The sequence below is a fragment of the Vibrio sp. HENC-03 genome (assembly GCF_000305755.2).
GTDB lineage: Bacteria > Pseudomonadota > Gammaproteobacteria > Enterobacterales > Vibrionaceae > Vibrio > Vibrio owensii.
The window spans coordinates 1-25,441 of record NZ_JH976121.1; the positions used below are offsets into that span (position 1 = coordinate 1).

The 25,441-nt window shown below is 45.0% G+C and carries 24 protein-coding genes and 1 other RNA gene; 11 read left to right on the forward strand and 14 right to left on the reverse strand.

Going from position 1 to position 25,441, the window contains the following annotated elements; translation table 11 throughout:
* Nucleotides 1-482 precede the first annotated feature (482 nt).
* Complete coding sequence (locus VCHENC03_RS15785) at nt 483-767, forward strand: GIY-YIG nuclease family protein (RefSeq protein WP_009705597.1); 285 nt, start codon at nt 483-485, stop codon at nt 765-767.
* A 428-nt stretch (nt 768-1,195) separates the two neighbouring features.
* Here the strand turns inward: VCHENC03_RS15785 and VCHENC03_RS15780 are convergent, their stop codons facing one another.
* From VCHENC03_RS15780 to smpB, 6 genes are all read right to left on the reverse strand, one after another.
* Complete coding sequence (locus tag VCHENC03_RS15780; protein WP_009705598.1) at nt 1,196-2,563, reverse strand: Na+/H+ antiporter NhaC family protein; 1,368 nt, start codon at nt 2,561-2,563, stop codon at nt 1,196-1,198.
* Between the two features lie 179 nt (nt 2,564-2,742).
* Nucleotides 2,743-3,318 carry a DedA family protein gene (locus VCHENC03_RS15775; RefSeq protein ID WP_032802591.1) on the reverse strand — a complete coding sequence of 192 codons (576 nt, stop codon included), beginning with the start codon at nt 3,316-3,318 and terminating at the stop codon, nt 2,743-2,745.
* A 145-nt stretch (nt 3,319-3,463) separates the two neighbouring features.
* A complete protein-coding gene (locus VCHENC03_RS15770; RefSeq protein ID WP_009705600.1) occupies nt 3,464-5,506 on the reverse strand; it encodes an FUSC family protein in 2,043 nt (680 codons plus the stop codon).
* A gap of 99 nt (nt 5,507-5,605) precedes the next feature.
* A complete protein-coding gene (locus VCHENC03_RS15765) occupies nt 5,606-6,499 on the reverse strand; it encodes a LysR family transcriptional regulator (RefSeq protein WP_009705601.1) in 894 nt (297 codons plus the stop codon).
* Between the two features lie 125 nt (nt 6,500-6,624).
* Nucleotides 6,625-6,992: a transfer-messenger RNA gene (gene ssrA / locus VCHENC03_RS26820) on the reverse strand.
* A gap of 68 nt (nt 6,993-7,060) precedes the next feature.
* On the reverse strand, nt 7,061-7,546 hold the full coding sequence (gene smpB / locus VCHENC03_RS15760) for an SsrA-binding protein SmpB (protein WP_005440253.1): 486 nt from the start codon (nt 7,544-7,546) through the stop codon (nt 7,061-7,063).
* Nucleotides 7,547-7,664: 118 nt separating this feature from the next.
* On the opposite strand from smpB, the gene VCHENC03_RS15755 reads away from it, so the two are divergent.
* Both VCHENC03_RS15755 and VCHENC03_RS15750 read left to right on the forward strand, forming a co-directional pair.
* On the forward strand, nt 7,665-8,108 hold the full coding sequence (locus tag VCHENC03_RS15755; protein WP_005424743.1) for an SRPBCC family protein: 444 nt from the start codon (nt 7,665-7,667) through the stop codon (nt 8,106-8,108).
* A complete protein-coding gene (locus tag VCHENC03_RS15750; protein WP_005440246.1) occupies nt 8,098-8,454 on the forward strand; it encodes an RnfH family protein in 357 nt (118 codons plus the stop codon). The genes VCHENC03_RS15755 and VCHENC03_RS15750 overlap by 11 nt, the downstream gene beginning before the upstream one ends.
* Nucleotides 8,455-8,510: 56 nt before the next feature.
* Here VCHENC03_RS15750 and VCHENC03_RS15745 read toward each other — a convergent pair whose 3' ends face one another.
* The 6 genes from VCHENC03_RS15745 to nadK all read right to left on the reverse strand — a co-directional run bounded on the left by VCHENC03_RS15745 (nt 8,511) and on the right by nadK (nt 15,255).
* Entirely contained in the window at nt 8,511-9,776 is a 1,266-nt protein-coding gene (locus VCHENC03_RS15745) for an erythromycin esterase family protein (protein WP_009705602.1), read from the reverse strand.
* 219 nt (nt 9,777-9,995) lie between these two features.
* The gene (gene bamE, locus VCHENC03_RS15740; protein WP_005440242.1) at nt 9,996-10,355 is read right to left on the reverse strand and encodes an outer membrane protein assembly factor BamE; all 360 of its coding nucleotides are present in this window, start codon (nt 10,353-10,355) and stop codon (nt 9,996-9,998) included.
* Between the two features lie 247 nt (nt 10,356-10,602).
* Nucleotides 10,603-11,085 carry a GNAT family N-acetyltransferase gene (locus VCHENC03_RS15735; protein ID WP_009705603.1) on the reverse strand — a complete coding sequence of 161 codons (483 nt, stop codon included), beginning with the start codon at nt 11,083-11,085 and terminating at the stop codon, nt 10,603-10,605.
* A 28-nt stretch (nt 11,086-11,113) separates the two neighbouring features.
* Nucleotides 11,114-12,778: a DNA repair protein RecN gene (recN, locus tag VCHENC03_RS15730; protein WP_009705604.1), complete on the reverse strand. Its 1,665-nt coding sequence runs from the start codon at nt 12,776-12,778 to the stop codon at nt 11,114-11,116.
* Between the two features lie 168 nt (nt 12,779-12,946).
* Nucleotides 12,947-14,134: a DUF3103 domain-containing protein gene (locus tag VCHENC03_RS15725; RefSeq protein WP_032802594.1), complete on the reverse strand. Its 1,188-nt coding sequence runs from the start codon at nt 14,132-14,134 to the stop codon at nt 12,947-12,949.
* Between the two features lie 236 nt (nt 14,135-14,370).
* Complete coding sequence (gene nadK / locus VCHENC03_RS15720; protein ID WP_005440235.1) at nt 14,371-15,255, reverse strand: NAD(+) kinase; 885 nt, start codon at nt 15,253-15,255, stop codon at nt 14,371-14,373.
* A 145-nt stretch (nt 15,256-15,400) separates the two neighbouring features.
* On the opposite strand from nadK, the gene grpE reads away from it, so the two are divergent.
* Complete coding sequence (grpE, locus tag VCHENC03_RS15715) at nt 15,401-15,997, forward strand: nucleotide exchange factor GrpE (RefSeq protein ID WP_009705606.1); 597 nt, start codon at nt 15,401-15,403, stop codon at nt 15,995-15,997.
* Between the two features lie 420 nt (nt 15,998-16,417).
* Nucleotides 16,418-17,692: a dicarboxylate/amino acid:cation symporter gene (locus VCHENC03_RS15710; protein WP_009705607.1), complete on the forward strand. Its 1,275-nt coding sequence runs from the start codon at nt 16,418-16,420 to the stop codon at nt 17,690-17,692.
* A 95-nt stretch (nt 17,693-17,787) separates the two neighbouring features.
* On the opposite strand, the gene VCHENC03_RS0125685 is transcribed toward VCHENC03_RS15710, so the two are convergent.
* Nucleotides 17,788-18,135 (reverse strand): four helix bundle protein, encoded by a 348-nt coding sequence (locus VCHENC03_RS0125685; protein WP_032802598.1) that lies wholly within the window; start codon nt 18,133-18,135, stop codon nt 17,788-17,790.
* A 331-nt stretch (nt 18,136-18,466) separates the two neighbouring features.
* On the opposite strand from VCHENC03_RS0125685, the gene dnaK reads away from it, so the two are divergent.
* Nucleotides 18,467-20,383: a molecular chaperone DnaK gene (gene dnaK / locus VCHENC03_RS15705; RefSeq protein ID WP_005440231.1), complete on the forward strand. Its 1,917-nt coding sequence runs from the start codon at nt 18,467-18,469 to the stop codon at nt 20,381-20,383.
* A gap of 204 nt (nt 20,384-20,587) precedes the next feature.
* Nucleotides 20,588-21,736: a molecular chaperone DnaJ gene (dnaJ, locus tag VCHENC03_RS15700; RefSeq protein WP_005440230.1), complete on the forward strand. Its 1,149-nt coding sequence runs from the start codon at nt 20,588-20,590 to the stop codon at nt 21,734-21,736.
* A 96-nt stretch (nt 21,737-21,832) separates the two neighbouring features.
* On the opposite strand, the gene VCHENC03_RS15695 is transcribed toward dnaJ, so the two are convergent.
* A complete protein-coding gene (locus VCHENC03_RS15695) occupies nt 21,833-22,270 on the reverse strand; it encodes a type IV pilin protein (protein ID WP_009705608.1) in 438 nt (145 codons plus the stop codon).
* Between the two features lie 103 nt (nt 22,271-22,373).
* Between VCHENC03_RS15695 and VCHENC03_RS15690 the strand changes: the two genes are divergently transcribed.
* The 4 genes from VCHENC03_RS15690 to VCHENC03_RS15675 are packed head-to-tail and all read left to right on the forward strand — an operon-like array spanning nt 22,374 to nt 25,229.
* On the forward strand, nt 22,374-22,889 hold the full coding sequence (locus VCHENC03_RS15690; RefSeq protein WP_009705609.1) for a GspH/FimT family pseudopilin: 516 nt from the start codon (nt 22,374-22,376) through the stop codon (nt 22,887-22,889).
* Nucleotides 22,890-22,898: 9 nt separating this feature from the next.
* The gene (locus VCHENC03_RS15685; RefSeq protein ID WP_009705610.1) at nt 22,899-23,525 is read left to right on the forward strand and encodes a PilW family protein; all 627 of its coding nucleotides are present in this window, start codon (nt 22,899-22,901) and stop codon (nt 23,523-23,525) included.
* Entirely contained in the window at nt 23,525-24,829 is a 1,305-nt protein-coding gene (locus VCHENC03_RS15680; RefSeq protein ID WP_009705611.1) for a hypothetical protein, read from the forward strand. Before VCHENC03_RS15685 ends, VCHENC03_RS15680 begins: the two co-directional genes overlap by 1 nt.
* Entirely contained in the window at nt 24,819-25,229 is a 411-nt protein-coding gene (locus VCHENC03_RS15675) for a type IV pilus modification PilV family protein (RefSeq protein WP_009705612.1), read from the forward strand. The genes VCHENC03_RS15680 and VCHENC03_RS15675 overlap by 11 nt, the downstream gene beginning before the upstream one ends.
* Nucleotides 25,230-25,441: the final 212 nt, after the last annotated feature.

Genomic DNA, 25,441 nt, shown 5'->3' on the forward strand with positions numbered 1-25,441 from the left:
ACGCACGCATCCTATCTACCTTTCACTGTTTAAAAATCGGTTGTAATTAATTGGGAGTCCATATACGAGAATGACGAGGTGAGTCCCAATTGAAACTAGGACTTGCACCACCTCATTCTCTAGATCGGCGGAGAGAGCGGCTCCATATTATCAACCTACGCTATCATGGTAGGAGTTTGTTCCGTTCAGCGTTTGCTTCTGCTAGATAGATACTCAGTCCTTAACAGCGTCATATTCCTAATGTAACGAAGGAGCAATTAGGACACCTCTGTTTACGGGTTACTCTTCTAACTAAAAATTTTCCGTTCAGCGTTTACCTCAGCCAGTTAGATGTTCAGTTCCTGACCACGTCATTCCCTAGAGCGACGAAGGAGCGAGTAGGGAATCTCTTTCAAACTCATAATTCGCCACTCTTTTCTCACACCTTGAGTTTTATTTATTGTTGTAGCCTTAGGTCGATAAAAAGGCTGAGGACTAAAAGCATGAAGCAACCTGCGGTTTATATAGTTACATGCAAAACGAAAAGTGCTTTATATATCGGTGTTACAGGAAATCTAAAAAAACGTATCTGGCAGCATAAAAATGCGGTTGAGAAGGGATTTTCTAGGAAGTACAAGACAAACAAGCTGGTGTATTTTGAGCTTTTTGATGATTTCTACACTGCGATAAGTAGAGAAAAACAATTGAAGAAATGGAATCGGAGTTGGAAAGAAAGGTTAATCAATGAAACGAATCCCAAGTGGGATGATTTGTACGAGCAGATTTAAATAATTACGCGCGTGAGAGAGATTCCCGACTCAGTCGTTCCTCCTTCTCGAGAATGACGGAATTAGCCTCGGTTGATGCTTGGTTTTACATAGCCTCATTATCTAGAGCGGCGGAGAGAGCGGCTCCATATTAGCAACCTACGCTATCATGGTAGGAGTTTGTTCCGTTCAGCGTTTGCTTCAGTTAGATAGATACTCAGTCCCTAACAGCGTCACTTCCTAATGTAACGAAGGAGCAATTAGGACACCTCTGTTTACGAGTTACTCTTCTAACTGGGGATTTGTTCGGTTCAGTGTTTCCTTCTGCCAGTTAGATGTTTAGTCCCCCGCCACGTCATTCCCTAGAGCGACGAAGGAGCGAGTAGGGAATCTCTTCTTTTCTTAAGACACAAAAAAGGCTCCAATCGGAGCCTTCTTCAAATTTAATTTTAGCTTTCAGTCTGAGGGACAGGCTGACGTGTTGGGTGCTTGATAAACACCGCCACGATTGCTGCAATTGCAAGCGCGAAACAGTAGTAAGAGTTTGCAACAACTTCTAGTGGAGAAAGGTTAAATACCGAGCCCAATAGTAGAACCTGCGCACCGTATGGCAATACACCTTGGATAACACACGAGAAGATATCCAACAAACTTGCAGAGCGACGCGGTGATACGTTGTTCTCTTCTGCCAGCTGACGAGCCACGCTACCTGATACGATGATAGCAACCGTGTTGTTAGCGGTACAGGTATTCACCATCGATACCAGACCAGCAATACCGAGTTCACTTGCTCGACCATTTGCTTCTTTCGAGTGGCTAGAGCCAAACGTACGGATGATGCCGCTCACTAGGTTGGTCAGAAATGCGAGGCCACCTTGGCGGCGCATAAGCTCGCTCAAACCACCAATCAGCATAGACAGCAAGAAGATCTCTTGCATGTTGCCAAAGCCTGAGTAGATGTCTTGCGCGAAGTTGGTTAGACCGTAATCATCGATAGAAGACAAGCTCACGCCACCCGCTAAAACGATACCAATAGTAAGCACGACAAACACATTCATGCCTGATACAGCAAGGATAAGAATCGTCACATATGGCAGCACCTTCAACCATTCAATAGGACCAGTTTCTGGTACTTGAGTCGCTGTGCTGTTGAAGGCGAAGATCACAAGCGCCACCAGTGCTGCTGGTAGTGCGATACGGATGTTCTCTTTGAATTTGTCCTTCATCTCACAGCCTTGAGAGCGTGTTGCCGCAATCGTTGTGTCTGAGATGATCGAAAGGTTATCACCAAACATTGCGCCGCTAAGTACTACACCAGCAGTCAATGGAAGGCTCATACCTGCTGATTGAGCAATGCCCAGAGCAACAGGCGCAACTGCTGCGATGGTGCCCATTGAGGTGCCCATTGCCGTCGCGATAAACGCAGAAATCAGGAAGATACCCGGCAAGATCATGCTGGTTGGAATCGCAGAAAGACCAAGGTTAACGGTCGCATCTACGCCGCCAGACGCTTTCGCTACCGCAGCAAAGGCACCAGCAAGCAGGTAGATCATACACATCGCGATGATGTCTTGATGACCAACGCCACGCATGAAGTGTTCGATAGAACGATTGAGTTTGTCTTTGCTTAAGATGAGCGCAAGGATCACCGCAGGCAATACCGCGATAGGCGCTGGCAATTGGTAGAACGCGAAATCAACGCCTTGCAAAGATAAGTAAGTGCCCACGCCAATAAACAGCGCAAGGAATAGCACTAAAGGTAAAAGTGCGACCGCTGATGGTGCGATTGCTTTATTAGAATTTTTAGAACCAGACATGTGAACGACAACATAATCAATAAATAAGGCGAGCAGACTAATCTGACACTAAAGACTTGTCAACGTCTAGACGTCTAAATGGCTGGTTATTTTTAATCGAAAAGACCAATAAAAAAGGCTCACATAACATATCTTATTGATACCGTGAGCCTTTGTGGAATTATATTGGTTTAGAGCATTTACGCTTTTTTTCGTTTGAGAAGCGCGAAGATCATCAGTGAGAACAGCAGTGCTGCGCTATACCAAACCACGTAGCGATGATCGGTATAGAACTGGCTAAGGACGCTCAAATGCTCAAACGCGAAGTTGGTGAGCAAACTGAACACGGCAACCCAAATGGTGGTTGCAAGCGCGTTACCTAATAAGAACTCTTTGCGCGGCATCTTAGCAATACCGCAAGCAAGCGGCATGAACTGCTTCATCCCTTCCACGAATCGGCTAACAACCAAACAAGCAGGACCATACTTCTGAATTGTACTTTGTAGCTTCTGCATTTTGGGACCAGAAATATAGCCTTTCTTGTCTAACCAACCTTCAAAGTAATAGCCAATCAGGTAGCCGCACGTGTTGCCAAAAAAGCAACTCAACCAAGAGACTATCATCACTAGGCTAAGGTTCATGACATGCTCAGATGAGATGATAGACGCCGCAATCATCAGCGATTGCCCCGGCATCGGAATACCAATGCCTTCAAGAAAGATGCTGACGATAAGGGCGAGATAGCCATATTGCTCAAGCAGCGGCTTCATCGCCATCAATAATTCATTTATGTGTTCCAAACGCTTTCCTCTAACAAAAGTGGAACGAAGCTGGAGTGATACTCCTGTTAGTTAGCTTGGTCAATCGACGTTGTTCTCAGTCAGTAAAATCTGACACGCCGTTGATAATAGTGCTGCGTATTTAGTCTTTTAGGTTACGCCTTACTAAGTCGTGCATTTGCTTAATGGTCATCAATGCTAACCAGATGATCTCTTCGACAGACCGTTGACCAGCTGTTGAGGAGGGGTGATCGGCATCGGTTTTATTGCTCAGCACTGGCAGCTCATGCACGCGATTGTCACGAATCGTACCGATCAACGCATCCATCGCATCATGAATCAGGCGTTCGACTTGGAGTGAGCCTTGGTAGTGGGTGCCCGTTCTCACTAGAGGAATAAGCAAGCAGAGGTAGTGACTCAACAAGCGATAATGGCTCAACATATCTTCGTAATAATGCGGATCGGCGCGAGTGTGCCTTGGCTCTTGCTGCATCTCGTTGTAAATCAGTTCAAGGTCGCTTTCAGCAGTGAGCATAGCCGCACGTTGCTTAGTGAGCGCCATATGATCACGTTGCTCTGTGTCGACTTGTAACTGCTCATAGCAATACACAAATAAGCTTTTTGAACTATCGAGTGCTTTTAATGCTTGGGTATGAATCTCCTTACCTCGCCACTGCGGCCACAATAAGCCATAACCGAGTAGGACTATTGCGCCACCGACGACATTGTCGATCAGGCGTGGTGCGGCAAAGTCGAGCCCTTGGTGTGCCATGGTCTGATAAACCAAAATTAACAGTGCGGTAATACAGCCAATCGCCAGCGAGTAATGACGCATAATATTGAGCATTGCGACAGGTAATAGAACTGCGATCAATGCAAGCAGAATGGTCGTCGGAACACCAAGTTGAATCAATGAGGTGGCGAACAGTACCCCAAGCGCCGTACCTAAACAGCGTTGCCAAGTTTTACTTCGGGTGGCCAAGAAACTTGGCTGGATCACCATCAACATGGAAATCAACACCCAATCCGGGCGAATCAATTCAAAGTATTCAGCAATCCCAGCTCCAAGAGCGAACATCAAACCAACGCGAGTCACGTGGCGCCAAATCGGGTTGCCTCGACTTGGTAAACGGAAAGATAGTTCGAATGGTTGCACTTCAAAGGAACGTTCATAAGCGGGTTCATTGAGCTCAATACGACGAGAAATATGTTTGACCGCGTATGCCCAGTAGCGAAAGCGAGGTTGGTCTTCTAGCTTCACCGCCTCAATCAAATCATGAGCTTCCTGTTCTAGTGAGCTCAAGTGTTCCATTTCTTTACGCGTGTTATGCAAAAGCTGCTTGGCTTTGTGCCTTAATCTTTGCTGACAGTGTTGGCTCCAAACCAAGAGCAGATCTCGTTTCGGTTTACTGGATTGAAATTGCTTGAGCAGATCAGGGTTGCTTGTATGGCTGCTCAAGATGACTTCAAATGTATCGAGCGCCAAAAACAAAGCCTGACGTAATGAGTTGGCGTCTTCATGTTTCGAGCGAAAAGATTCCGATTGCAGCGCTTGTTGGAATAGTTCAATCAACTGATATTTGATGCGTCGTTTCGGGGCATCGTTTTCGCTTCCAAGCAAGAAAGCTTGGCGATATTGAATGTAGTCCGCTAGCGTCTCGTAAATCGCAGAAAGACAAACACGCAGCGCGTAATGTTTCCATAAGGCAAACCAAAGCCAACTGAACAGCGCAAAAGTGAGTGGCCCCAACACCAACATAGGATAGAGACCAAGTACCGCGTTGGAGTTATGTAGCGACAAGCTCACGACCGCGATCAGTAAGCTCGACATGCCAAGACGTCCCCAAAACGGACCATTCACTGCGGTACTCGCCAATACTGCTCCCATCGCGCCGTAAGTCAGCCACAGTGGTAAGCCGATATTCAGCAGAACATAAGTGATGATGAGCGTAATGCTCCACGTGAAAGCGGTAATCGCAAAGCGTGTCCAGCGTCTAGGGCCGGCAGTGTCTAAACCACTGATCAATGCTGCGGGCATGGTCATTAAAGCCGTCATGGCGAGATTGATTTGGTTGAATAGCACACCCAACCCCATGAACAGGACAATCGCGCTGGTGGCACGCAAACCAAGATTGACAGAAGGGGAGTACCAGATTTTACGCAGAAAGGCAGGAGATAACGTCATAAACCCTCATTACAGTTGGCAACCCCTTCAGTGTAACGCGAATATCTTTAGATGTGCTGGCTTCAACCACAGATTGAAAAATTGAAGCGGAGTCGTTATCTAACCGACGCCTTCTCCAAGCTGAGCAAATAACCAATCATTGAACAGCGAGACTTTTCGCGCTGCTAAACGGTAGTTCGGCACAAATACGTAATAGCCATAATGGCTCAGCATACTCAGCTGTTGAATGTGGTGGACCTCATCTCTCGACATCGCCTGTTGCACCATAAAATCAGGCAGAAGAGCAAGCCCTTTGCCAAGCTTTACCGCTTCATAAGAAAGATAGAAATGCTCATGACCGACGGGGTGATAATGAATCGCGCTTTGCAGAGATTGCTCTAGTTTGAACTGCTCCCACAACTGCGGGCGTGTCGTTTGAGGAATAAAAGCGAAATCCGTAATGGACTGTTTGTCGTTACACGTTGAAGAACTTGATGAGCCCGTTAGCAGTAGCGTTTCTTGACGCAACAATCGACCATGTTCGTAGTGACTGGAGAGAGGAAGGCAGCGGATGGTGATGTCACAGTCTACGTCTAACTGATTTATTGGACCATCACTGGTGCGAACTTTAACGCGGATATCAGGATGGATTTGATGGAATGCATCAATGTTTGGCACCAACCACAAACTGGCGAAAGAAGGCGTGACATCGACTACCAGTAACTCTTGCTCTGTGTCGGTTTGAATCAAGCTTGCCGTCGCATGTTGGATGATCTCCAACGCTTCGGTTACCTTGGGTAAGTAACGTTTTCCTTCTTCGGTGAGCTCAATACCATTGATACCACGCTGAATTAAAGGCAGCCCAACCAGTTGCTCTAGCGTCGCAATCTGTTTACTCACGGCACCTTGAGTTACGCACAAACTCTCTGCCGCTTTAGAAAAACTCAGTTGGTTAGCAACCGCAACAAAGGTTCGCAGCGCACGAATAGAAGGGTATTCACTGCCTTTTAGCATGATCTCATGTCCATTGATGAATGCTTAACCACAGACTAAGAGATTTTGGCTAGGAATCAAAGCAATGAGTTGAGGGGGAGATACAAAAAGGGCCAACCCTTTCGAGTTGGCCCTTTCCAAACGTTTGGTGGAGCTGGCGGGAGTTGAACCCGCGTCCGAAAACCTTTCATCATTGGTACTACATGCTTAGTCGATCTTTAAATTCACCATCCACCTGCGAACCGACACGCTAGTAAATGACTATCCTGAATTAAAATTCGCCGTTCATCTCTCAGGCGGGAGAATCCGGGCTAGCGCGTTTGGGTTTGATCCCTCGTTGGTCCCCGTCTTACGTGCGGAAGCTAGGGCGAGAGAGCTCTGAGCAGGTTATTAAGCTGCTAGTGCGTAGTTTTCGTCGTTTGCGACTATTTTTTTGCGGTTTGTTAACGAGGCCTACCGCACCTCGGCATGCACCTCAGACTTCTGAATTCCCGTCGAATCCTAAATCAGCCCCAGAGGTAATATCGGCATAGTAACAGAAAAGCCTAGGCTGTCCAGTACTATGCGTCTAAGTGGTCAAGTTTAACGCAGTGAACTCTTCATCACGCGTGCTTTTTCACGAGCCCAATCTTTTTCTTTAAGATCGGTACGTTTGTCGTGAAGCTTCTTACCTTTCGCTACACCGATCTTGATCTTCACCCAAGAGCGAGACCAGTACAGTGACAACGCGGCTAGTGTCATACCTTCACGGTTGATGCGACCAAGAAGGTTGTCGAGTTCACGACGACTCATTAGTAGTTTGCGCACACGCGTAGGGTTTGCGACAACGTGAGTTGATGCTTGATTAAGAGGAGTGATGGTCATTCCGCTGACAAAAGCCTCTCCGTCACGCATGAAAACGTAGCTTTCAGCGATATTGGCTTTACCTTGGCGAAGTGCTTTCACTTCCCAGCCTTGTAGCTCCAAGCCTGCTTCAATTTCATCGTCAATGAAGTATTCGTGGCGAGCTTTTTTATTAAGCGCGATAGTGTTGCTACCCGCTTTTTGTTTTGATTTTTTCTTTACCATAATGGCCTCATTATACGGGTTGGGTATACGTTAGGAAATCCTTTTATTTGCGCTATCGTCGAATAAAAGTAAAATTGGCACAAGTCTTAAACTTGTACGCGTATCGATAGGAGTGTGTATGAAGCAAATCAGCCGTTCTGCTTTGGTGTCTTTTAGTGCAGAGCAGATGTTCGATCTGGTCAATGATGTTTCGAAGTATCCTGAGTTTCTACCTGGTTGTTCAGGTTCACGAATCATTGAGTCTTCGGGCGAAGGTATGGTGGCTTCTGTCGACGTGGCGAAAGCAGGTATCAGCAAGACGTTTACAACTTCTAATGAACTTATTCCTGGCCAAGCAATCATGATGAATCTGGTGGATGGTCCTTTTAAGACCCTTCGTGGTGGATGGATCTTTACCGCACTTGATGAGCAGGCTTGTAAAGTTGAGCTGAAACTTGAGTTTGAATTCTCAAGCAAAATGATTGAGATGGCTTTTGGCAAAATCTTTAATGAGCTGACCAGCAACATGGTAAACGCTTTTACTAAACGTGCGAAACAGGTGTACGAGTGCTATGAGTATTGAGTCGGATATGATTCATGTTGAGGTGGTGTATGCACTTCCTCAGGAGCAGCGTGTGTTCAATTTGGTTGTGAATAACCAAGCAACGGTTGAAGAAATTATTCGTCAGTCTGGTGTGCTTGAATTGTACCCAGAGATTGATTTGAAGAAGAATAAAGTCGGTGTTTACAGCCGCAACGTTCGACTAGATGCGACGGTTCGAGACAAAGACCGAATCGAAATCTACCGTCCACTACTGGCGGATCCAAAAGAGATTCGCCGTAAACGAGCTGAGCAAGCAAAAGTGGCAGGCAATGCAGACCCTGTGACGGGCGGGAAGCCAAACTCCTTGAGAAAATCAGCGGAATAACGCTCGTAAATATAAAACAAAACCTCCCAACTGGGAGGTTTTGTCGTTTCTGGCGCTTATCTTGGCGAATCTATCGAACTCGGGGTTTCTGTTCTGGTGTAGATAATTCCTTCCGCTAGGTCGTTGGCGTAGCTTAGAGGTTGATAAATGATGCTATCTGGGTGTTTTAACCCGGCAATATCTTCCATTTTAATAAAGGCATTTTCGACGCCATTTTGTGCCAAGAGTTTCTCCACACTTCCCATCTCACGAGTTGAAAAATGAGGAATTGCCCGTAGCTCTGGATCGGATTCCATTGGCGTGATGTATCCATCTTCGAAGGTATGAATCAAGCTGTACACTTCATTTGGGTCTACTTGTTGGCGCAGATGCCAAAATGCACCGGTGCTGTCATGCCATGCACCAACGTAGTTACTGATGTGGACGTTGTGGCCCCAAGCGAGAATGCTCTTACCTGGTAACCACTCTTTTTGTAGCCATCGTAAGTTGTCGGCTTGCATGACTTCATCAGGGTTGTAGGTATCAAACCAACGACTTTGCACATGCGCTTGCATGCTTTTGACTATCTGCAACCAGAAGGTGGCGTATTCGCGAAAATCTTGCCTTTGCTCCAATGGAGGTAGGAGTTGTTCGGCTTTCATTTGAGACATCACAGAGTTAAGAGACGCAAGTTGATTGATAAATGCTTGCTTCGCGCTGTGGTCTGGCTCGGCAAAATACCAAGGGCACATCATTGCCTCGCCGTTGGTGATAAAGCTTGCCCAATCTAGGTTGATCAGTTGGTGCTTCTCTGCGAATGTTTGCATTTCTGGGAGCATGGTACTGCAAGCAGGGTCACTGCTGTGTCTGCCATCAAATGCAACATAATACAAAGGCTTGTCAGTAAACGCTTGTTGCTCAACGTACTCGTATAATGGGTAAATTTCTGGAGTTTCTGAGTAGAGGAACATGAAAGAGTAGAGCATGGCGTCTCGGACATCGGTGATTTCTCCATCCATCAAGCGTTGCCACAAGCGAAGTCCGTCATACAGGCCACTTTCCATTGCAAGAACGTCGATTTCACCAGATTGATGCAAGTATTTAGTAATACGAGATTTCAACTTGTAGCCTTGTGCGCCACCGTGAGTTGCTTCACCGAGGCCAATAAATGATTTACCCGCTACAGCTTGCCTGATGGGTTCGAGGTCTGAGTCATCCGCATGATTAAACTCTAAACTGTTGATATGAGACGTGATAGCGATTTGTTCTTTCGAATCGTCATCATCACAGCCAAGCAAAAGGAGTGAAGAGATGGCGAGTAGACCATAAGACATTGCTTTCATTTTCGTGTTCCTTGCATGAACCATTACTCCATTCAGATTAAATGTGAGCGATTGCATAAAAAATGCTCAGCAAGAAGATTTGCGAGTCCATTCAAACAAAGCGATGAAGGGAGAGTAAGAGGGAAAATAAAGCTGTGAATTAGGGAGTTAGAGCGAGTGACAAGCAATAAAAAAGCCTCCATGAGGAGGCTTTAGGAATACTGCGAAAATAAAGGTTGTTTACTGAATCTTCTCGTAAAACGCATCGCTTTTTGGGTAGTCGCCAGTGAGATCAGCCAACGTACCTTGATCGTTAAATTGAACGATCAGATCTTTCTGCACGGAATCACCGTGACCTGGTGTGTGATGGTAAATGTAGTACCACGTGTTCGGGTAGCCATTTTCAACCAACATAGGTGAACCAAGAACGTAGCGAACCTGTGCTTTAGTCATCCCAAACTTTAATTTATCAACCGCACTTTGTTCTACATAGTTGCCTTGGTTGATATCAATACGATAAACCAGTCTTTCCAATACCGAACATCCTGTCAGCAATGTCATTGCTAATGGTACGGCAACTAACCACTTCTTTAATTGCATAATAATTTCTTAGTAACCTTTAAAATACTGCGCTGATAATAAACAAGCTCGACGCAGATGTAAAAAGCTATGCGTCGTATGGTAGGAAATCTGACAACGAATTTTGAGTTGAGTTGCATTTATTCGCTGATATTGCACGCTAAATGACAGAACATCACTCACAAATTCGCTTAAACCGAGAACTGAACAGTTTGTCACGCACAATAATGGCATGTTTGTCAGGCCAATGAAGGAGAAAGTTCATTGGTTATTTGGCTTGTGAAAACTCAAGTAGAGTATCGCCGGAAAAGCGATAGTACTCTTTCTCGGTGACTCGCTCAGCACCAATCGATTGGTAAAACCGACCTGCGGTAGGATTTGTGCTTTCTGCTGTCCAATCTAATCGATGACAACCATGATTGACAGCAAGAGACGCGAGATATTTCATCAACTTAAGTCCTACGCCTTTTCCTCGCGCAGAAGAGGACACGAATAGGTCCTTCAAATACATTTGCCCGGAGAGTTTCGGTGCAGGAAACATCACGGTGTAAGTCGCAAACCCCATTATGGTGTCGTTGTTGTATGCAGCAATAACTTTGACGCCAGAGTACTCTGAAAAGACTTTGTACTTGAGATAATGTGCCAACTCTTTCTCAGTGGCAGCTTGTTCTTTGAAGTAGTACTGCTCTAATTCGGTAAAAATGGGGATGAGATCTAAGCAGCTTTCATGGTCGACTGTCCTGATATCCATATTTCATCCCCTTATTAAGGCTAAGTCGTTAAGCTGCAATAAGCAGTTCTTTTGCGTTTGCCAGTGTAGAGTCAGTGATTTGGCTGCCACCAAGTAAGCGAGCGAGTTCTGCCACACGTTGCTCTTCATCCAGTGAGCGCATTTGTGTTTCAGTTTGGCCACTTTTGGTGTGTTTCGCGACAAACATCTGCTGGTGGCCACAACCAGCAACTTGCGGCAAGTGGGTCACACACATGACTTGGGTCGATTCACCTAACTTGCGCAGCATCTTGCCAACTACGGCCGCTGTTGGGCCACTGATACCTACGTCCACTTCATCGAAGATCAAGCTTGGTGTGTCGACTTTCTGAGCAGTGATCACTTGGATCGCCAAGGAGATACGCGATAGCTCACCACCAGACGCAACTTTAGCGATAGGTTGTAATGGCTGTCCTGGGTTGGTTGAAACCAAGAAGCATACGCTGTCCATGCCTAGTGGAGATGGATGCGCGTTTTCGTTGTTCACTTCGATGCTGAACACGGCTTTTTCCATGCTCAACTCGTGCATGCTTTGCGTGATCAGCTTGTTCAATTCTTTAGCATAACGGCTGCGTGATTTGTGCAGTTTTTCTGCTTGAGTTAAGAAGCTTTGGTATTTCTGTTCCACTTCTTGTGCTAATTCATCCAAGCGTTCATCAGAGCAATCTAGTGCTTCGATTTGTGCTAACAGATCTTGGTGATGTTGGTATAACTCATCAGGCATCACATGGTGTTTGCGAGCCATCGACATCACTTTAGAAAAACGTTCTTCGACATAAGCCATGCGACCCGGATCGACATCAATGCCGTCAAGGTAGCTGCGAAGTTCGTTTTTGGTTTCTTCTAGCTGGATCATTGCCTCTGACAGCATGTTTGGTAGTTCAGCTAATTTCTCATCTAATTCCGCTAATTGGATTAGGGAGTGATTGGCCGATTGCAAAATACCAAGCGCATTGACTTCTTCACCTTCGTAAATAAGTTCGATGGCTTGCTGGCAGGTAGCGGCAAGTTCACCGCTGTTGGACAGTCGTTTGTGCTCTTGCTCGAGCTCTGCAAATTCTTCTTCACCTAGCGATAACTCATTCAGTTCTTTGATTTGGTATTCAAGCAACTGTTTTTGCGCCTGATTTTGCTGGCTGTTCTCTTTTAGTTGCTTAAGATTATTGTCTGCCTGACGCCAATGCTGGTAAGCACTGCGTGTGCTTTTTAATAAGTTTAAATGTCCTGCATATTGGTCAAGCATGGCCATTTGATGCTCGCTTTTCATCAGTTGATGATGGGCGTGCTGTCCATGGATGTTGATCAACAACTGCCCAAGAGATTTGAGTTGTGAAAGTGGGACTGGGCTGCCGTTGATGAAGGCTCTAGAGCGGCCCTCTTTAGTGATGATGCGACGCAAGATACATTCGCTGCCATCCAGCAGGTCGTTATCTTCTAGCCAACGCGTTGCGTGTAGATTGTTGTCCAATAAAAAGGCAGCGCTGACTTCTGTTTTCTCTTCGCCTTGTCGCACCATGCCTGCATCGGCACGCCCGCCTAAACAAAGACCTAATGCATCAATTGCAATAGATTTACCTGCGCCTGTTTCACCAGTGATGGTGGTCATGCCCTTTGAAAGCTCGAGCTGTAAAGATTTAACAATCGCAAAATTATTAACACTTAGATGAGCCAGCATTTTTATTTACCTGTATAACTGAACAATACTGTATAAGAAAACAGTATATACTGTTTCTTTATACAGTAAAGGTGGGTTAGGTATTTTTTCTCAAAGAAGCGATTTTTTGTGAGTGAGAAGGGAAAAATAGGTCGCAGAAAATGCAACGACCTATTTAAATTGAACAAGTTACGGGCGAGTTGGGTTAATTGTGAGCGGCTCTAAAGTAACCACTGCGTTGACGCCAGCACCTGGATGGTCAACATAAGAAGTGTCTTGCATCAGCGTGTAGTAAACATCGACAAAATCATCATCGTTGGTGAGTGCTCCATCAGGGATCGCATCGATAATTTTGTTCGTGATTTGAGGAATAATGGCGTATGCCTGTACTTCTGGATCTGGAATTGCCTTCAGGACTTCTTCTGCAACCTGGACAAGCAGCTTGGCTAACTGTTTGTAATCGGTGCCGTCATCTTGCTCCATCAAGACGATATCCGCCGCCCCCCAACGGTAACGAGACCAGTGAATGATGATTTGGTTCGGATAGTAATCTTGATTGTCGTAATCCAAATATGGAAGTTCGACCAAATCTAACGCTGGCTCGTCACGGCTTGGATTGACGCCAGTAACGATGGCGTAGATTTCTGCTTTGCCCGAGATCCAAGGTTCTTGATCATCTGAAAGACGAATCTTCTTAAGTTGCGTGGTTTGAATTGGTTGAGTGGAGCTTGCTGCACTGGCCAGAAGAGGGGCATTAGCTCGCTGGTTATCGGATAGATATGGCTGGACTATGGTTGCTTGGCCTAAGCTTTTCATCTCTGCTTGCATGGCTTGCAGGCCAGCTTTGAGTTCTGCAGAGCTATTGTTATCAATAACCAAAACCGGTACGTCAGGAAGTTGATAAACGTCTAACTGGTGGATTTGACCATAGACATCGTACGCTTCGATGTATTGCCATTGCTCATCATCGCCACTTGGTTCAAAAGCAAATAGGGGGCTAATTTTGCCTTCTTGCCATACATCTAGCATCTCTTCATTTGCAAGGCGAACTTCGAGAAGCTGTTCTGAGTATTCTGAAATGCCTTTCCATGAGCGAATTTGTGTATCGGCTTGTACAAGTTGTTTACTGAAAGCCGATAGGGGAGTTTGTTCAACAAAAGAAGAAACAGGGACATTGATGTGTTCTGCGGTGATGTCTCGGCGCAGCATCGGTTCTATGTCGGTGTAGCTCTCACTGAGTTGTTGTGCCAACGCTCGTTTGGTGTTGGTGATGTCCTCGGCTTTTGCGTTTGAAATATCGGTAACCTTTGCCTCCTCAGATTGGCAGCCCATAAGCGCTAACGTACTGAGAGCGGACAATATAATTGTTTTTTTCATAATGCGTCCTTTGAGATAACTGGTATGAAATAGAGTTTATATTCTATTCATGGCGAGAATATCACCGGACATCGAGCATTCAATTCGAGCGTTAAGGTTTGTATAAATTTTGCACACAAGATCTAAATTTATAAAATTAATTTTAACGTTGCTTGATTGAATGTCGTTTGGCTTTTACGAGAGGCTTTTATGGCAGAGAAGAAAAAAGGTTGATGCTCTCACACCAACCTTTATTGCTAAAACAGTTTGCTTGACCAACCAAGCTTATTTCTTAGTACGTGATAGTAGCTGTAGTCCTTCGGATGGATCAGCTTTAGAACGTTCGGGCTCTGATAGATATGGATTTCATCGCCTGGAGACACTGGTAGAGAGACTTGCCCGTCGCAACTTACTTCTTGCGTGCCGCGGTTTTCTGGAGAAACGACCAGTTTGATACGACGTTTTCCATCCACAACTAGCGGTCGACTAGACAATGTATGCGGGAACATTGGCACCAGAGAAATCGCGTTTAGGCTTGGTGACAAAATTGGGCCGCCACCTGACAAAGAGTAAGCCGTAGAGCCCGTTGGAGTAGAAACAATTAACCCATCGGCACGCAGTGAGAACGCGAAGCTGTTATCAATATAGACTTCGAACTCAATCATGTGCGCGACTTGACCAGGGTGCAAGACCGCTTCGTTCAATGCTGCGTTGTGGCTCTTGATTTGACCGTGACGATGGATTTCTGCTTCCAATAAAAATCGCTCTTCCTCAATATATTCGCCCTTCAATACGGCCTTCAGTGCTTCTTTAAAGTCATCAGGATCTAGGTCAGTCAGGAAGCCCAAGTTTCCTCGGTTTACCCCAATGACAGCCACATCAAAACGAGACAAGATACGAGCTGCGCCTAACATGTTGCCATCACCGCCAACGACAATAGCGAGATCGGCGTTTTTACCCAGTTCAACAAGGCTAGCAAACTGGTTTTGCGGGATTTCGTCTAAAATTGCAGCAAGGCGATCATCGATAAAGACTTGGTAACCTTCAGAGGTCAGCCATTCGTATAACTCTCTATGAGTTTGAATTGCCTGCTGATCTCGTGGTTTTCCGATAATCGCGATCACGTTACATGGGTTTTTCATAGCATTTCCGCATTAAAGAGGCTTGAATCAGGAATCTTCATCCCCATAATAATGGCAAGTTACCTAAATATGCGAATTTTTATGTGGTTAAAGCCCACAAAACGTGAGTGGCTTTAAGGACATTAAGTTGAATTCTGGAGATATCATGAGCAACGAAGAAAACAAAGTTACAGAAGAAGAGCTTGATCAAATCATCGAAGAGGCTGAGAAAGTAGAAGCGGCAGCGCAAGAAGCTGAAGCAGAACTTGAAGACATTGGTGATGAGAAAGACGCTAAGATTGCTCAACTAGAAGCAGCACTACTGTCTAGCGAGACAAAAGTGAAAGACCAGCAAGATGCGGTTCTTCGCGCTAAAGCTGAAGTAGAAAACATGCGTCGTCGTACTGAGCAAGAAATCGATAAAGCTCGTAAGTACGCTCTGAACAAATTCGCTGAAGAACTACTTCCAGTTATCGATAACCTAGAGCGTGCTATCCAAGCTGTGGATGCAGAGCACGAAGTGGTTAAGCCAATTCTTGAAGGTGTTGAGCTAACACACAAGACATTTGTAGATGCAGTATCGAAATTCGGTTTGAAAGAGATCAACCCAGAAGGTGAAGCATTCAACCCTGAATTCCACCAAGCGATGTCTATTCAAGAAAGCCCTGACCATGAATCAAACACAGTAATATTTGTGATGCAAAAAGGCTACGAGCTAAACGGTCGAGTTATTCGCCCTGCAATGGTTATGGTTGCTAAGTAATCAGTTAACTCATTGATATAAATATATTAAAACGCCCGCTCTTAAACAGCGGGCGTTTTTGTTTCAAACATCCCTTCAACCATATTCACCCCTCTGAATATGCGATAAATTTGAAATTTGATCCCCTTCAAAGTTTTTCTTATTGGGAAATAATTTTCCTATAGGGGATATCCTTTCTTTATCTTGCGTACTTATGGAATGCTGTGTCTATAAGTGTCTGTTATGACTTGCCTTCAAAATTAAATTCTGAATATGAATGTGAATCTGGTGATTTACTTTTAATGTGATTTATTAACATTCTTGTAAAGAAAGTCTTTATTTTGTAACTCTGATGTGTATTATTCGCGAGGTCTGCCGTAAAAATCAGCAGATGTAACTATAAAAATATAAATAGCAAACACAACATTTCGGAGATTTATGATGGATAAATCGCTTTCTAGTAAGATTTTTATCGGCTTGTTCGCCGGCCTCGTGCTGGGTACAGCTATTCAGTACTTATTTAGCGGTATTGCGATTTTTGATACCTATATCTTAGGTACAGCAGAAGGTGCGGGCGGCATGTTCGTTTCGCTGATTAAACTTCTGGTTGTTCCTCTGGTTTATGTATCAATTGTATGTGGCATCGTGGAGCTTAAAGACATTCGTTCTTTTGGTCGCTTAGGTGGTAAAACCTTTACTCTTTACATTTTGAATACCGTCGTCGCGATCGTTGCTGCTCTTACTGTTGCTATGATTGTTCAGCCTGGTGCAGGTGCAAACCTTGCGGGTACGATCTCTGATTCTGTGGCACTCAAGTCAACAGAAACGCCAGACATCTTCTCTATGGTTGTGAACATTGTCCCAAGCAACCCAGTTCAGGCGTTTGCAAATGGTGACATGCTACAAATTATCTTTATGGCAATTCTGACAGGTCTTGCAATTCAAGCGCTTGATTCAAAAGGCGGCCCAGCGGTTCGTACTTTTAAGATGGCGAACGAAATCATGATGAAGCTGATTGGCTTAGTGATGAGCCTAGCGCCATACGGTGTGTTTGCTCTGATGATTCAACTTGGCGCAACCTTGGATGCCGGCACGCTTGCATCGGTAGCTGGTTATGTTGCTCTTGTGGTTTCAATGCTAGTGCTTTGGATCTTCGTGGTGTACCCACTAGCGGTTCAAATGTTCACAGGTATTTCTGCGCGTGAATTCTCTCGTAAGACGCGTGAGCAAGTGTTGTTCTCTCTATCTACCGCAAGTTCAAATGCGACGATTCCAGTTACGATGCGCACTCTTACTGACAAGATTGGTGTGTCTAAGTCGGTAGCTGGTTTTGGTGTACCACTTGGTGCAACTATGAACATGGCGGGTGCTTCTATCTACATCGCAATCGCAGCGGTATTCTGTGCAAACGCGTTTGGTCAGCCTATCGCGGTATCTGACCTAGTGACTCTAGGCTTCACGGTTCTGCTACTGTCTATCGGTGCTGGCGGTGTTCCTGGCGGTGGTGTAGTAATGGTTGGCGTTATCCTTCACCAATTGGGTCTGCCACCAGAAGGTCTAGCAATCGTTGCAGCGGTTGACCGTATTAACGATATGTTCTGTACATCATCTAACGTAGTCGGCGATACAGCAGTAAACACTATTGTTGCTAAGTCTGAAGGCGAGATTGGTAAAGAAGAAATCGTAGATGCTGAGCCAGCACAAGCAAGTGCGTAATTCATAACTACACATTTAACTGAATTCAAAGCGAGGTCCCAGGGCCTCGCTTTGTTTTTCATAGAAACGAGAATCGAGATTGAAGAATAGAGGTATTAGAGTTGTGCTCTATGCTTGGCGATAAGAGCCCCTAAAATCCGTCCAGTGTCCTCACATGATGCACATAACTCATCGCAAAAACTTTTTGGAAGATAGTCTAGTTCTCTAGCCAGCATTAACTGAGTTTTGAGTTCTCCGACCGAACCTTTTGCAACATTGAAAAAGTAAGCGGTTTCTTTCGGGCTATTTCGCTCCACACCTTCAGCAATATTGCTTGGGATGGATATACTTGAACGGCGAATCTGATCCCTGAAGGAGTAGTCTTGAATGTGTTGAACGCTGATATAAGTGCGTTTACACAAGTCGAAACTTGTTTTCCAGACGTTTAGTTTTTCATATTTCACTTTAACTCCTCGTTAAAGCATTAGTTTCATTCTTTTGTTCTGTTGGTACGTTTAGAAAAAGTATGAACAAATGAGAGTTGACTTTATTTAACCAAAAGAAGTTAAACTTTCTCGCCTCTCGCCTCTCGCCTCTCGCCTCTCGCTTTTTGCGCAACTTTTTTCAATTTTTTTTGTTCTCTCCCTTGAAAAGCTATTTGCAGCCCTTATCTATTGGGCATAAGAGAAGCAAACAACATTATTTTTGTTTGTGAGCAAGGGTTGAAACCCGATTCTACGTCCCCACATAGGGGATATAGCAAAACGAAAATAGAATTTATTCGGAGATAGCCTGATGGGTAAAATCATTGGTATTGACTTAGGTACTACTAACTCTTGTGTTGCTGTTCTAGACGGTGACAAGCCACGCGTAATTGAAAACGCAGAAGGCGAGCGTACAACCGCATCTGTTGTTGCATACACAGACGGCGAAACGCTAGTAGGCCAACCTGCTAAACGTCAAGCAGTAACAAACCCAACTAACACGCTATTTGCAATTAAGCGTCTAATTGGTCGTCGTTTTGAAGACGAAGAAGTTCAACGTGACATCGAAATCATGCCTTACAAAATCGTTAAGGCTGACAACGGTGATGCTTGGGTAGAAGCGCAAGGCCAAAAAATGGCGGCTCCTCAAGTTTCAGCTGAAATCCTGAAGAAAATGAAGAAAACTGCTGAAGACTTCCTAGGTGAGGAAGTAACTGGCGCAGTTATCACAGTTCCTGCTTACTTTAACGATGCTCAACGTCAAGCTACAAAAGACGCTGGCCGTATCGCAGGTCTAGAAGTTAAACGTATCATCAACGAACCAACAGCGGCTGCTCTAGCATACGGTCTAGACAAGTCAGGCGGCGACCGCACTATCGCGGTATACGACCTTGGTGGTGGTACATTCGATATCTCTATCATCGAAATCGATGAAGTTGAAGGCGAGAAAACGTTCGAAGTTCTAGCAACTAACGGTGACACTCACCTTGGTGGTGAAGACTTTGATACGCGTCTAATCAACTACCTAGTAGACGAGTTCAACAAAGAGCAAGGTATCAACCTTAAGAACGATCCACTAGCGATGCAACGTGTTAAAGAAGCAGCAGAAAAAGCGAAAATCGAGCTTTCTTCTACTTCTCAAACTGACGTAAACCTACCTTACGTAACTGCAGACGCGACTGGTCCTAAGCACATGAACGTGAAAGTGACTCGTGCGAAACTAGAATCTCTAGTTGAAGACCTAGTACAACGTTCTCTTGAGCCACTAAAAGTTGCTCTAGCTGATGCTGACCTATCTGTAAACGACATCACTGACGTAATCCTAGTTGGTGGTCAGACTCGTATGCCTATGGTTCAAGCGAAAGTTGCTGAGTTCTTCGGTAAAGAAGCTCGCCGCGACGTAAACCCTGATGAAGCAGTAGCAATGGGTGCTGCAGTTCAAGGTGGTGTACTTGCGGGTGACGTTAAAGACGTACTTCTACTAGACGTTACTCCACTGTCTCTAGGTATCGAGACAATGGGTGGCGTAATGACTAAGCTAGTTGAGAAAAACACAACTATCCCAACTAAAGCGAACCAAGTTTTTTCTACAGCAGAAGACAACCAGAGCGCGGTAACTATCCACGTTCTTCAAGGTGAGCGTAAGCAAGCGTCTTTCAACAAATCTCTAGGTCAATTCAACCTAGAAGGTATCCAAGCTGCACCACGTGGTATGCCACAAATCGAAGTTACTTTCGACCTAGATGCGGATGGTATCCTACACGTTTCAGCGAAAGACAAGCAGACTGGTAAAGAGCAGAAGATCACTATCCAAGCTTCTGGCGGTCTAAGCGACGAAGACATCGAGAAAATGGTTCAAGAAGCAGAAGCTAACAAAGAAGCGGACAAGAAGTTCGAAGAGCTAGCGACTGCACGTAACCAAGCTGACCAAATGATTCACGGTACTCGTAAGCAAGTAGAAGAAGCTGGTGAAGCGCTACCTGCAGAAGAGAAAGAGAAGATTGAAGCAGCTATCTCTGAGCTAGAAACTGCACGTAAAGGCGATGACAAAGAAGCGATCGACGCTAAAGTTCAAGCGCTAATGACGGCAGCTCAAAAGCTAATGGAAATCGCTCAACAACAAGCTCAAGCGCAACAAGCACAAGGTGCTGACGCTGACGCTCAACAGTCTAAAGAAGACGACGTAGTTGATGCTGAGTTCGAAGAAGTTAAAGACGACAAGAAATAATATTATTTCTAACTAGGCGGCCTATGGTCGCCTAGAGTCGATAAGACTTTTGTGCGCGGGCGTTTGGGGTAACTCTTACGCCCGTCTGTTTGTCAAAGCTGTCTTTCTAGTTAAGTATTTTGCAATGAGTGCACTTACCTAGAACGATACAAACACCAAGCGGTAAATCATGCCGTTTGCAGTAATTAATTGGTGACGAAGAACATGTCAAAACGTGATTTTTACGAAGTATTAGGCGTAGGCCGTGATGCCTCTGAGCGCGATATCAAAAAGGCGTACAAGCGTCTAGCGATGAAATTCCACCCAGACCGTAACCAGGGTGATGAGTCTGCTGCGGACAAGTTTAAAGAAGTAAAAGAAGCGTACGAAATTCTCACTGACCCTCAAAAGAAAGCGGCGTACGATCAGTACGGCCATGCTGCTTTTGAACAAGGCGGTGGCGGCTTCGGCGGCGGCGGTTTTGGTGGCGGTGGCGCTGACTTCGGCGACATCTTTGGTGATGTGTTCGGTGATATCTTTGGTGGCGGCCGTCGTGGCGGTGGTCAGCAGCGCGCGCAACGTGGCGCAGACCTACGTTACAACATGGAACTGTCGCTAGAAGAAGCAGTTCGTGGTGTATCAAAAGAGATCGAAGTACCTACGCTTGTTCACTGTGATACCTGTGATGGTAGCGGCGCGAAGAAAGGCTCTTCAGCTGAAACGTGTGGTACCTGTCATGGTCACGGTCAAGTTCAGATGCGTCAAGGCTTCTTTGCCGTACAGCAGACCTGTCCTACCTGTCACGGTAAAGGCAAGATCATCAAAGACCCATGTAACGAATGTCATGGTCAAGGCCGTAAGCAGAAAACTAAGACACTTAACGTTAAGATCCCAGCTGGTGTTGATACTGGCGACCGTATTCGTCTATCTGGCGAAGGTGAAGCGGGAGAGATGGGTGCACCAGCAGGTGACCTATACGTGCAAGTTCACGTGAGAGAGCATCATATCTTTGAACGTGAAGGCAACAACCTATACTGTGAAGTGCCTGTAAGCTTTGCTATGGCAGCTTTAGGTGGTGAAGTTGAAGTTCCGACGCTAGATGGTCGTGTGAACCTTAAAGTACCTACAGAAACGCAAACAGGTCGTATGTTCCGTATGCGTGGTAAAGGTGTGAAAGGCGTTCGTGGCGGCGGTGTGGGTGACCTAATCGTTAAGCTAGTGGTTGAGACTCCAGTTAACCTAAGTTCTCGTCAAAAAGAATTGCTGAAAGAGTTTGATGAGTCTTGTGGTGGCGATGCTGCAACTAAGCACAAGCCAAAATCTGAAGGCTTCTTCAACGGTGTGAAAAAATTCTTTGATGACCTAACTAGCTAATAACAGAGTTAGATGAATCTAATAAAAAGCCTGCAGTGATGCAGGCTTTTTTGTGCCTGTGAATAGGTGATGAGTTATCCGTGAACGGAGTTTTCCCTAATCCCAACAAGCGCTTGGTGATTCAATATTTGTCGAAGTTAAGGTTAATTTTTTTTCTTGGTCGCTAGCGAAGCAGCTGTCGTTATCTTGCCCTAGAGTGCTTAATGCACTCGCTTCAATCTTATAGGCAAAGCTTGCTGAACTAACAATATCAAAAGAGAAGCGGTCTGCGTCCGAATCACAAATTGTACAACTCCCCCCAGATATAATCCCGCTCCAGTCATAGCCACCGTTGTAAGTGGTTTCGAGCTCTAACTGAATACGACTGATGTCACTCAACGCAACAGTGCGATGTGCAGTGATCGCGTGGTTGGAATAAGACGGATAGGCGATAGCTGCAATGATTCCTACAATCACTACAGCAATCAGTAATTCGACCAATGTCATCCCTCTTAATCGTCTGTTGTATCCGTTACAACGAGAAATTCGAATCATGACGAGTAGTTTCCTTTTCACTTTTCCGCCTATTTTTCTCAGGTGATAGCATCTGCGCAAGATGAATTACGGTGCTTTTGCCGTTTGCATAGGAATTTGGGAAATGCCTCGCGGGTTTACGTTGTTGGAGCTTCTGATCACCATCGCAGTAATGAGTGTTTTACTGGCGGCGGCAGCACCATCTTTCCAAAATGTTTTTGAAACCAACAAAATGCAGCGCCTAGCCGATGAACTGCATGGTTTTGTTATTCAGGGAAAATCAGAAGCTGTTTTACGCCGAGAGAGGCTGTGGGCGCACTTTATCATGCCCGGTAGTTCATCTAATGATGGTCACTGGCGCATCGATCTTACTGATAACGGAACGGAGGGCGCAGGGACGGTTTTGTTCTCTTTTTCAGGATCGCCTTATGAAGGGATCGTCGTTACACCTAACTACGCTTCCGACCAAATCAGTTTCGACGACGTTCATGGTCGCCCTTCCTCCGGCAATATCAAATTTTATCCGGTAGGAGAATCTACAAAAGCACTCAAACTCATCTCCCACACGCTCTCTGCTCGAGTTCGTGTATGCAGCGATAACAATAATACCGAGTTCTTCGGTTACTCAACGTGTTCTTAAGAGGTGAATATGTTTAACCAAAAAGGTGCCAGCCTGGTTGAGTTCATGATTGCTTCTTCTTTAGGGCTGATCTCTTTGGGTATCGTCGGTTCGCTTTATATCAGTGGTCAGAAGGTAGCGATGGAACGCTCAAAGCAGCTGATGCTATTGCAAAATACGGCCAGTGTTTTACAGATGATGAAAAGCGATATTCAGCGTGCAGGGTTTGATGGTAGCGATGAGAATTCGGTCAAGATCTCTGGTGCTAGCAACACGCTTTACACCATTAGTGGTGCTGATTCTGCGCTTATTGCATACGTTTATAACGTGGGGGTTTCTGGTGCCACGTCTCTTTATAAAAACGTGGTGTATGAACAGCGAGATGGTACGCCAGAGTCGCTCTTTGTGTGTGAAAAGAAGCAAGCCACTATCTGGGATATCAATGATGTGGCTAACCTCTCCGGTACAGGGACATGTAACACACTCTTCGACAAAAAAGCGATTCATGTTAATCGGTTTGACCTTGTGAGTGAGGTATTAGAAAACACGGATGCTAAGAGTGCTCTGGTGACGGTTACATTGGGGACAGAGTTAAAAGATGCGACGGGTACTCGTACCGAGCAGTCCTTTACGGTGAAACAAAGGAACTGGCAATAATGAATAAACAACAAGGTGCAGCAGCGTTACTGGTTGTCAGTGTATTACTTGTCGCAGCGTTAATGATGTTGCTTGGTAGCTACAAGTCTCTTTTTTATCAGATCAAACGTGCCAATAACCAAATTGAAGCACGGCAAGAGCATTGGCGTGCTGAAGGGGGATTGGAGTGTGCTTATTCAAATGTGAAAACTAAGCAAATTTCCCTGCCTGTCTCTGGTGCTATTTCTGTTATGGGGTGCCTGGCTAGTGTTTCTGTTGAAAAGCAAAGTGGAACGGATTACCTCGTATCTTCAACTGACTCGAACTTGACTGCATTTAAGACAATTTTGGCTTCGGGCTCTGGCCTTGGTGCAACAATAAAAACCAGTGCTTCCGTTGAACTTACTGGCTCCATGCACTTTGTTCCCCACGCTGTTGGAGAGCTCACAGAAAGCACGTGTACCTCAATTATCTCGGGGGGCTCAGTTAACTTTATTTCAAGTCCTAGTGGATCCGATGAACACTTTTTAACGGTAGATAGCTCTAATAGCAGTCATGCTTCAGGGCCTGTAGGAGCTCCTAGTTTTACTTGCAAGCCAACTCACAGGTCTAATTTATATGATACGAGTCGGCCTCCAAGTCACCCTGGGACAGGTTCAGTTAAAAATGAAGATATTCAAGAGGATGTAACAGATATCTCTGTATTTGAAGATCTATTCTCTATGGAATACTCTGCGGCGAATGTAGCGAAGCTAAAACAAGAAATAAGAGAAGATAGTAAAGGTTTTGTATTGGATGCCTCAAATACTCTTTATACGCCAAAAGGTTGGGTTTATGGGTGTCATACAAAACTCTCAAATGCTTACTCATCAGGAAAGCGTCGTTTTTGGGTTGAAGGTAGTTGTGCCATTTCGGGGAGCATTTTTGGAACCAGTACTCAGTCAGTGGAAAATGCCAACCAATTAATTGTTCACAATGGCCTTCTGTACACTAACGATATGAGTTTCTTTGATGGTTTGCTTTATCAGTATGTGCCTAAGAGTTCTAGTTTCAATGCAAAAGAGGCATGGATTGACCTATTTGACTCCAGCACTCACATAGGTGTTACGCCATTGAGCTTTCAAAAGCATGATATAGATGATGAATTCAATAAATATGCGTTTCGGATAGATGGCGCCTTAAAGTTCGATGGAGGCTTAGGGTTAGATGCTGAAGAGCGAACGGTTATCCTAAATGGCTCTTTAGTTCCTGCTTACAATGGTGAAAAAAGCAGTAAATATATTAAGAAACTAGAATGGAAAAAGGGCTCTTGGAATGATCTCTAAACAACAAGGTTTTAGTTTAATTGAGGTGCTCATTTCATTCCTACTACTCGGCATTGGAGCACTTGGCCTGACAAAGCTACAAATCTATATGGAACGCAAATCAGAATATGCGATTCACAGTATTGAGGCGCTACGCTTAGCGGAAAATCAACTCGAGTGGTTTCGGACTCGTGGCGCTTCTGATGCGCTTTCTACGATTTCTAGTGCCTCTTTTGCTTCGATCGTGACAGGATCTTCTACTGCGGGAGCTTACATTGTGGAATGGGAAGTTCCAGCGGCAACCGTCTCTGGTTCACTCAAAACCATTACCATTACTTCTAGCTGGCAAGACCGGATGGGGGAAACACAATCTGTTGAATTGAAAACTATGATTTCGCAGTACAGTGAGTTCGAAAACTGAGGTGTTTTCTATTCCGCTTATAATTACTTTTATCGTTAATATTGACGCTTTTTATTACTAATTTCGGTGGTTAACAGGTGGTTTTGCAACTGTTAACGCGAATGGTGTGCTACTGTTTTTTTTATGTTTAATTGATATGGCTTTTTTGCAAAATATGTCTCCAAATATGGAAAAAAACGTAGAACCTTGTGCTTTCTTAATGACTATTTAAT